This window comes from Streptomyces flaveolus, assembly GCF_000716535.1.
Classification (GTDB): domain Bacteria; phylum Actinomycetota; class Actinomycetes; order Streptomycetales; family Streptomycetaceae; genus Streptomyces; species Streptomyces flaveolus_A.
This window is the reverse complement of sequence record NZ_JNWV01000024.1, coordinates 145,643-154,872: the sequence shown is the minus strand read 5'-3', so window position 1 is coordinate 154,872 and position 9,230 is coordinate 145,643. Positions and strand designations below refer to the sequence as shown.

Here is a 9,230-nt window from a genome sequence, read left to right as displayed (position 1 = left end):
GAACGCGATCCCCGCAACTACCTGGCCTTTCTCGGACTCGCCGCCGCCCTCTGCTGCTACAAGCGACTCATCCGCCTCACCACGTAGGACACGGTCTAAATTCAGGGTCGGCGTAAGAATCGAGCGAGGGCGGACGGAGCGTTGCAGGAACGGGCGAAAGCAACCCGTAGATCACTGCTGGAAGCGGCTGCCCAGCTCTTCGCCGAACAGGGATACGCGGCCACCAGCGTCAACGACATGAGCGCCCGGTCGGGCCGGACCAGCGGCGCCGTCTACTTCCACTACGCCGGCAAGGAGGCCGTCGCCCTCGCCGTCGTCCAGGACCGGTTCGCCACCTGGCCACAACTCGCCGCACGCTACGCGGACGAGGCGGTCTCCCCGGTCGACCGGCTCGTCGCCCTCAGCTACGACATCGCCCACGCTCTCGCCGAGGACCCGGTGACCCGTGCCGGCGCCCGCCTGTGGGCCGAACGCACCACCATCAACGCTCCCCTTCCCCACCCCTTCGCGCTGTGGACCACCGCCGTCACACGACTGCTCGCGAAGGCCCGGCTCGCCGGCCACCTCCACCCGCATGTCCGCCCCGCTCGCGCGGCCCGGACCCTGGTCCCTGCCTTCTTCGGCCTGTGCGCGCTCACCGAGGAACTCGAAGGCACGGCCGCCCTCACCGACCGCCTGACCGACTGGTGGCAGCTGACGCTGCCCTGCCTCCGCCCGCACCCGGTGCACGAGGACCTGCCGCGCGGGCGGTGACGCGCGGCAGGTCCCGTAGCCCCGGCCGCTGTCGGAGCACGGGCGGCGCATTACGGGGACCGCGCCGGGTAGGCCCCGTGGCCCACCGCTCGCGGACACCCTGAACGGGGAGATGAGGGGCGCGGCCTCCGCCGTCACGCCGCAGTCCGGGAAGCCGTGGTGTTCGAGGAAGCCCGCGATTCTCGAGCCTGCGCGGCAGCGCCGGCCCCTCGGCCGGACAGCGCGTCGCACCGCCCGTACAGCGCTCACCAGCAGGTCCGGTGGGTGCGGATACCGGGTGGTGCAGCGCAGCCCTGCACGCGGTAGTTGCGGCATGCCGGGTGGTGCGGCGGCGCTCGCCGTGGGGACGGGACGGGGGGCGTCGCGCATGCGGTGGCTGCGGATGCCGGGCGGTGCCGCCGTGCATGCCGCGGGTACGGACGCTGGGTGGTGCGGCGGCGCACGCCGTGGGGGTGGGGCCGGGGGTGCCATGGGTGCGGACGCCGGGCGCTGCGGCGGCGTACGCCGTGGGCCTGGGCGGAGGTGCCGTCACGCAGGCCGTGGATGCGGACGTCCGGTGGTGCCGCCCTGCATGCCGTGACCGCGGACGCCGGGCAGTGCCGTCGCGCGCCCCATGGGACCGGGGCGGGCGGGGCACGCCGGTATCCGGGTGGGGGGCGGTACCGCCCACGCCCACGGCGCCGCCCGGCCGGCACCCCCGCCCGCCGCTCAGGGACGCGCCTCCACCGGTTCGAGGTGCGGTTCCAGGGCGCCGGCGACCTTGTGGCACAGCTCCACGAACATCGCTCGCTCACCCGGGCTCAGTGCGGCCTCCACGATGCGGGCGTTCTCCCGCCGTTGCTCGGCGACGCGGGTGAGGAAGGCCTCGCCGGCCGGTGTGAGCGAGGTGGTGAGTTCACGCCGGTCCTCGCCGAGCGTCCGCTGGTCGACGAGCTCCAGGTCCTTGAGGACGCGCAGTGCTTTGGACGTGGTCGCCCGCGACACCCCGAGCGAGGCACTGAGCACCGAGGGAGTCATGGGGCCGCGGATGCGCAGCAGCTCCAGGACGTCGTACTGCTGCCAGGTGACGCCTTCCGGATTCGAGCGAGTGCGGCGGGCGACGAGGATGCACTGCAAGTGGGAAAGCGCGTCCTCGAGTTCGCCTGGCACAGCCGAGGTCTCGGAGGCGCTTCGTGGGCTGTCGGTTCGGGTCATCAACGCCCTCAGGTGATCAGGTCGGGGACGAGGCGCCACGGCCGGCTCGGGGCGGGAGCGGGCCGACGGCGACCTCCGATTGGTTACTCATTATCAACGATCCTGGGGCGGCAACGTATACCTCTCCACACGGTCATGTGATCCATCGCCCAACAGTTGTTTCCACCGGGAAAATTTCTGCGCGGTGATCTCGGATGAGGGGCCCTCCAGACCGGACACGCGCCGCGCCTCGCTCCGGCTTCTTCCGCCCCGCGAGCGGGAGGCACCCCTCCGGCGGACCCCCGTGGGCGGCCGGGCGCCGTCGGCCGGGCGCTTTGGTTTGCTCCGGTCGAACAATGGCTGATGCATCGTCAGTAACTCGGTTGCTTTCCTGGCGGTAAACAAGTGGCTGAAAACGCGCCCTGCGGCGCTGCGCTCCGCCGTGTCGGCCTGGGGTTGTCCGTGGCGGCGAAGGGGCCTCCGGTCGGGGCCCGACAACCCAGGCATGGGAGCGAAGAGCGGGGGTAGTGGCAGCTCCAGCGTGGGTGGCGCAGCGGTCTCGGCGCCTCAAGATCGGGGTTGACACGTCGAAGAGCGCCGACCTAACGTGATTTCCGAACAGCAACCATCACCTTTCGGTTGATTTGTGCGTATTCCTTGAGAAGCCGGTCACTGGACGTCGGATGTGCTCGTCGCTGTGGGCGCCCCGTGGCCATCCGCCAGCGAGGCAAGGAGCACGTGTGCTCACGGAGAATGCATCAGGCGAGGCGCGTTCCGCTGTTCCCCTGACCCTCACCGAGGGTTTCGACCGCGTGGTGCGGACCGCCGGCCACCAGGTCGCCCTCGTCTCCGGCACGGAGACCGTGACCTACCTGCAACTGAACGAACGAGCCGAGCGCGTGGCCCGCGGGCTGGGCGCCCGCAAGGTGGCGCCCGGTGACCGGGTCGGCGTGTATCTGCGCCGGTCTCCCGACCTCTACGCGGTCATGCTCGGCGTCCTCAAGGCGGGCGCCTGCGTGGTGCCGGTCAACCCGGACCACCCTGCGCCGTTCGTCTCCCGCGTGGTGGCCGAATCAGCGCCGCGGGCCGTCGTGCACGACGCGGGAACACCGGCCGTCGCGCCCGGTGCTCCGGGCGCACCGCTGTGGGTACCGGTCGAGGAGCTCACCACGGCCGCGGAACCGGACGACGGCGTCGCGCTGCCCGCCGTGAACGATCCGGACAGCACCGCGTTCCTGATGTTCACCTCCGGATCCACCGGCCGGCCGAAGGGCGTCCGCATCGCCCACCGCGGGCTGGCACGACTCGGCCCGTACAGCGGGGAACTGCGCATGGGCCCGCGGGACTGCCTGGTCCAGTCCGCGGCGTTCTCCTTCGCCGCGTCCACCATCGAGATCTGGCTCGCCTTCCTGCACGGCGCACGTCTCGTCGTGATGCCCCAGGGGCTGCCCAGTCTCCCGGCCCTCAAGGACGCCGTCGTCCGGCACGGCGTCACCGCGCTGTCCCTGCCCTGCGGTCTGTTCAACCTCCTGGTGGACGAGGAGCCGGAATGCCTGCGGGGCCTGAGGGTGATCCTTCTCAGCGGCGACTTCCCGTCGCCGGAGCACCTCAGCCGCGCGGCACGGGCGACGCGCGCGGTCATCTACAACGGCTACGGCTGCACCGAGAACTCCTCCATCACTGCCCTCTACCCCATCCGCGATGCCGGCGACGTCACCCGCGAGAACCGGGTGCCGGTGGGCCGCCCCCTGCCCGGGGTCACCCTGGAGGTACTCGACGACTCGCTGCGGCCCTGCCCGCCCGGAACGCCCGGACAGCTCGTCGTCGGCGGGCTCGGACTCGCCCAGGGCTATCTGAACGACCTGGAACTCACGAACCGCAAGTTCGTCACCGGGCCGGACGGACGGCCGCGCTACCTGACCGGCGACCTGGCCCGCGCCACCGAGGACGGTGACATCGTCCTCATAGGCCGCGCCGACAGCATGGTCAAGATCCGCGGCTACCGCGTCGAACTGACCGCGGTGACCCTCGCCCTGCGCGCCCTCGACGGGATCGGCGACGCCGTCGTCAAGGCGTTCCCGGAGGGCGCCGGGGAGAAGTCGCTCACCGCCTTCTACACCACCGTCGACGGACGACCGCTGGACGGCGCCGACCTGGCACGCCGCATGGGAGACCAACTGCCCTCCTACATGGTCCCCTCCACGTTCCACCACCTCGGCGACCTGCCGAGAAACGCCAACGGAAAGATCGACCGGTCCGCCCTCACGGACCCGTCGGACACCAACCGCGATCCGAAGAAAGGTCACACAGCCGTGCAGAACCCGCTCGAGACCGTCGTACTCCAGGCGTGGAAGGACATCTCCGGCGCCGACGACTTCACCACCACCGACTCCTTCCTCGGCCACGGCGGGAACTCCCTGCACTTCGTCCAGCTCGCCTCCAGGCTGCAGAAGATCTTCGGTGTGGAGGTCAGCACCGAGGACGTCTTCCGGCACGGCACGGTGGAGCAGCTGGCGCGCTTCGTCGAGCAGTCGCGGGACACCGGACGCAACCCCGCCGCACAGACCCAGTAGGCGTCACCCGGCCGTGGCCGTGCGGCGCCCGTCGCCGGCGGCCGGGGCATCTCTGCAGAGGACTACGACCGGTGAACTCCCCCCTCCGAACCACCGTGCTCGACCTTGCACGGACCACCCTCGGCAGCGCCGACCTCACCGCGCACGAACCGTTGGCCGACCGGTGCGAACATCCGGCCCTGCTCGACGACCTCGCCACCACGCTGACCGCCGTCTTCGCGGTCGAGATCACCGGCGCGGACCTGGCGGCCGGTGCCACCGTGGCCGACGTGGCCGCGCGACTGGACGCCCGGCGCGACGCGCCCCGGATCCCGGAACTGCGCGCCGGGCTCGCTCCCCGCGACGGCCGGGCGGCGGAGGCGTCCTTCGGGCAGAGCGGCATCTGGCTGATCGACCAGTACCTGCCCAACCCGGCAGCCTACAACGGCCCCTTCTTCGTCCGGCTGCCGTTCTCAGCCGATCCCGACCGCCTGCACGCGGCCGTGCGCGGAGTGCTGCGCCGCCAGGAGGTCCTGCGCACCACCTACGCCCTGAGCGACGGCACGCTCCGGCAGAACGTCTCGCGGGACGATGACGCGGTCGTCTTCGAGGTAGCCCGCTACGGCGACGACAAGGAACTCGACGCCCTCGTCCACCGGGTGGCCAATCTCCGCCTCGACCTGGCCCGCGGGCCGGTCATCGCCATGACCTGCGCGCTCGGCCCCGCGAACCGGTCCGCCGTCATCTGCAACATCCATCACATCGCCTCCGACGCCGCCTCCGCCGGTGTCTTCCTGCGGGAACTCCTCGACGCCTACGACCGCCTCGGCCGCGGTCTGCCCGTCGAGGCCGACCCGCTGCGGCCCACCTACGGGGACTTCAGCCAGTGGTACCGGGAACTGATGAACCCCGAGGCCCTCACCCGCTCCCTCGACCACTTCGCCGCCCGGCTCGCCGGGGAACTCCCGGTGCTCGACCTGCCCACCGACCGGCCCCGCCCCCCGGTGAAGCAACACCGGGGCGGCACCCTCCCGTTGCACCTGCCGGTCGCCGCGGCTGACGACTTCGAGGCGCTCGCCCGGGCCGAGGGGGTGACCCTGTTCATGGCCCTCGTCGCCGCGTACGCGGTCTTCCTCTCCCGCCACACCGGTCAGCGGCGCGTGCTGATCGGCAGCCCCGTCTCGCTCCGCGACGACCCGGCCACCCACGAACTGATCGGCTACTTCGTCAACCTGGTCGTCCTTCAGCAGGAGATCGACGACCGGATGACCGTCCGGGACGTGCTCCGCCGGGTGCGGGAGGAGGTGAGCGAGGCGCTGCGGCACAAGTGGGCGCCCTTCGACAAGGTTGTCGAGCGTCTGCAGCCACCGCGCAGCAGCGGCTACACCCCGCTCGTGCAGACCATGCTCGTGCTCACCCAGGGCGACGCCGGACGGATATCCCACGGTGACACGGAACTGCGCATCGAGCGCGGGGCCGCGCACGGCGCCAAGTACGACCTGTCCCTCGTCTTCGAGCGGGACTCCGAGGGCCTGCACGGTCTGATCGAGTACGACGCGGACCTCTTCGACGAGCCGACGGTACGGGCCATGGGCGACCGGCTGCGGCACCTGATGGAGCAGTTCGCCCGACGTCCCGACGCACCCCTGCACGAACTGGAGGCGCTCGGTGCGCAGGAGCGGCGGTCGGTGCTGGTCCGCGGGGACCGGACCGCGCACGCCGTGCACGACGCACCCGTCATGGAACTGTTCGAGGCCCAGGCCCGGGCGACCCCCGACGCGGTGGCGCTGGAGGACGGCGACACCACCCTGTCCTACCGCGAACTCGACGAGCGCGCCAACCGGCTCGCCCACGTGCTGCGCGCGTCCGGCGCTGCGGCCGGCACCCGGGTCGGGATCTGCCTGCCCCGCTCCCACGACATGGTCGTCGCCCTGTTCGCCATCCTGAAGACCGGGGCGGCGTACGTACCGCTCGACCCGTCCTACCCCAGGCAGCGGATCACCCACACGCTGCGCGACGCCGGGGTCTTCCTGACCGTGACGGACAGCTCGCTGGCCGAGGAACTCCCCCCGGGGGAAACCCTGTTCGTGCTGGACCGGCACGCCGGGCGGATCGCCGCGGCCCCCGCCACCGGCCTCGGCCGGGTGAAGACACCCGACGACGAGATCTACGTCGTGCACACCTCGGGCTCCACCGGCCTGCCCAAGGGGGTGGTCATCGCCGACCGGACCGTCGCCAACCTCGTCCGGGCTCAGCACCGTTGCTCGCCGGCCGGAGCGACCGGGCGGACGCTCCAGTACATGTCGCTGTCGTTCGACGTGTCCGTGATGGAGATCCTCGGCACCCTGTGCGTCGGCGGCGCCCTCGTGCTGGTCTCCGAGGAACTGCGCAAGGATCTGCACGCGCTCGCCGGATTCCTCGCCGAACGCCGCGTCACCCGGGTGTACCTGCCCTACATCGCGCTGCAGCAGCTGGCCTCCCTGGCCACCGACGCCGGTGTGCGCCTGGACGACCTGCGCGAGATCACCTCCGTCGGCGAGGCCCTCGTGGTCTCCCCGCAGATCCGGGAGTTCGCCACCCGTCACCCGGCGGTCCGGCTGGTGAACATGTACGGGCCGTCGGAAACGCACCTGGCCAGCTGGTACCCGCTCACCGGCTCGCCCGCGACCTGGCCCGACAGGCCGCCGATCGGCCGCCCGGTGGACGGCGTGCGGCTGGTGGTCCTGGACGCCCACATGCGGCTCGTCCCCCCGGGTGTCCCCGGCGAGCTGTACATCGGAGGGCCCGTGCTGTCCCCCGGATACCGCAACCGTCCGGACGAGACGGCCCGCCGGTTCCTCCCGGACCCCTTCGGCGGCCCCGCCGACCGGCTCTACCGCACCGGCGACCTGGTGCGCTGGAACAGCGAGGGCGACCTGGAGTACCTGGGCCGGACCGACGACCAGATCAAGATCCGTGGCTATCGGATCGAGCCCGCCGAGATCGAGGCCGCACTCGACGACCTGGACGGCGTCGCCTCCTCCGCGGTCGCCGCCGTGGACGTCGCCCCCGGCGACCGCAGACTCGTGGCCGTCCTGGAGACCTCCCGCACCTGGGAGACCGCGGAGCTGCGTCGCGCCCTGTCCGGCACGCTGCCCGACTACATGGTGCCCGCGCTGGTGGTAGCGGTGGAGCACATGCCGACGACCCCGAGCGGGAAGATCGACCGCCGGGCCGTCGCCGGCCTGGCCGCGGCACAGGCGACCGCGGCACGGACCGCGCCCGCGCCACCCGTCCGGCCGCCCAGGCCGGGCCTGGAGCAGCGGATCGCGCGGGAGTGGGCGGATGTGCTGAAGGTGCCCGCGGTGGGCAGGGACGAGGACTTCTTCTCCGTCGGAGGGAACTCGATCATCGCCACGGAACTGGTCTATCGGCTGCGCCGGGCGTTCGACCAGGACCTCTCGCTGCGGGCCCTGCTGGAGAATCCGACGGTCGCGGGCATGGCCGCCCGGCTGCGCTCCGGCTCCGGCGCTCCCACCACCGCCCCCGCCGCGCTGCGGGAGGACGCGACGCTTCCCGACGACCTGCCCGCCGTCACCGGCACCCCGGTACCGGTCGCCCGGGCCCGTGAGGTCCTGCTCACCGGCGCGACCGGGTTCCTCGGCAGCTACCTGCTGCGGGAGCTGACCGGGACCACCGGCGGCCGGGTGCACTGTCTGGTGCGGGCGGCGGACGAACGGGCCGGCATGGAGCGGCTGCGGGCCACCGCCGAGCGCTACCGGCTGGACGGGCGGATCGACTGGAACCGGGTGCGCGCCGTGCCCGGCGACCTGAGCCGGCCCGGGTTCGGTCTGCCCGGTGCGGAGTACGACGCGCTGGCCGGTACCGTCGACGTCGTCTACCACGCGGCCGCGCACATCAACTTCGTGCTGCCGTACGCCTCGGTGAAACCGACGAACGTGGACGGCTTCCGCCACGTGGTCCGTTTCGCCGCGACGGACCGCCCCAAGCACGTGCAGTACATGTCCACCATCGCCGTGTTCCCTCCGGGCGAGGCGCCCGACGGCACGGTCCTCACCGAGGACGACGTGCCCGAGGCGTGCGAACGACTGGGCATCGGCTACACCCAGAGCAAGTGGGTCGCCGAGCGCATCGCACTCGCGGCCCGCGCGCACGGCGTGCCGGTCACCATCCACCGCATCGGGCGCATCTCGGGCGACAGCGTCACAGGCGCCTGCCAGAGCGACGACTTCCTGTGGCGGCAGATCAAGAGCTTCATCGAACTCGGCTCGGCCCCGCCGGCCGAGGACCTCACCACCGATCTGCTGCCCGTCGATTTCGTCGCCCGCGCCGTCGTCGCCCTCTCCCGCCACCCCGCCACCCACAACCGCACCCTGCACGTCTTCCACCCGAGCGGATCAGACTTCACCCCGGTCCACGCGGCCCTGCGCGCGGACGGCCACCGTCTGGATATCGTCCCGGCCGACACCTGGCTTGCCCGGCTGGAGGAGTCCGCACGGCGGCCCGGCGGCAACGCCCTGGCGGCAGCCGTGCCCCTCTTCCGCGAGGGCGCCCTGGAACTGGGCGACAACACCTACGGCAACACCGTCACCACCCGCCTGCTGACGGACCTCGGACTGCCCTGGCCAGCCATCGACGAGCAGGCGATCACGCGGATGCTCCGCTACTTCCGCTCCGTCGGAGAACTGGCCGACGACTGAGGGGACTTCCGTGTCCCGGGCCCTCCCGGCAGCGCGGCGCAGCCGCCGGCGC

General features: G+C 72.0%; 4 protein-coding genes and 1 pseudogene. 4 read left to right on the top strand and 1 reads right to left on the bottom strand.

Translation table 11 applies throughout. The features are described 5' to 3' along the window. Both OO52_RS52185 and OO52_RS26290 read left to right on the top strand, forming a co-directional pair. Window positions 1-87 (top strand): annotated as a pseudogene (locus OO52_RS52185) (IS5/IS1182 family transposase); the annotation flags it as partial. Between the two features lie 54 nt (window positions 88-141). Then, window positions 142-753, top strand: coding sequence for a ScbR family autoregulator-binding transcription factor (locus OO52_RS26290; protein ID WP_030647021.1), 612 nt, complete (start codon window positions 142-144; stop codon window positions 751-753). Between the two features lie 708 nt (window positions 754-1,461). Here OO52_RS26290 and OO52_RS26285 read toward each other — a convergent pair. Next, complete coding sequence (locus tag OO52_RS26285) at window positions 1,462-1,902, bottom strand: MarR family winged helix-turn-helix transcriptional regulator (protein ID WP_037629496.1); 441 nt, start codon at window positions 1,900-1,902, stop codon at window positions 1,462-1,464. Window positions 1,903-2,666: 764 nt separating this feature from the next. Here OO52_RS26285 and OO52_RS26280 point away from each other — a divergent pair. Both OO52_RS26280 and OO52_RS26275 read left to right on the top strand, forming a co-directional pair. Then, window positions 2,667-4,499: a non-ribosomal peptide synthetase gene (locus tag OO52_RS26280; protein ID WP_051818593.1), complete on the top strand. Its 1,833-nt coding sequence runs from the start codon at window positions 2,667-2,669 to the stop codon at window positions 4,497-4,499. Window positions 4,500-4,570: 71 nt separating this feature from the next. Beyond that, complete coding sequence (locus OO52_RS26275; RefSeq protein ID WP_051818595.1) at window positions 4,571-9,178, top strand: non-ribosomal peptide synthetase; 4,608 nt, start codon at window positions 4,571-4,573, stop codon at window positions 9,176-9,178. Window positions 9,179-9,230: the final 52 nt, after the last annotated feature.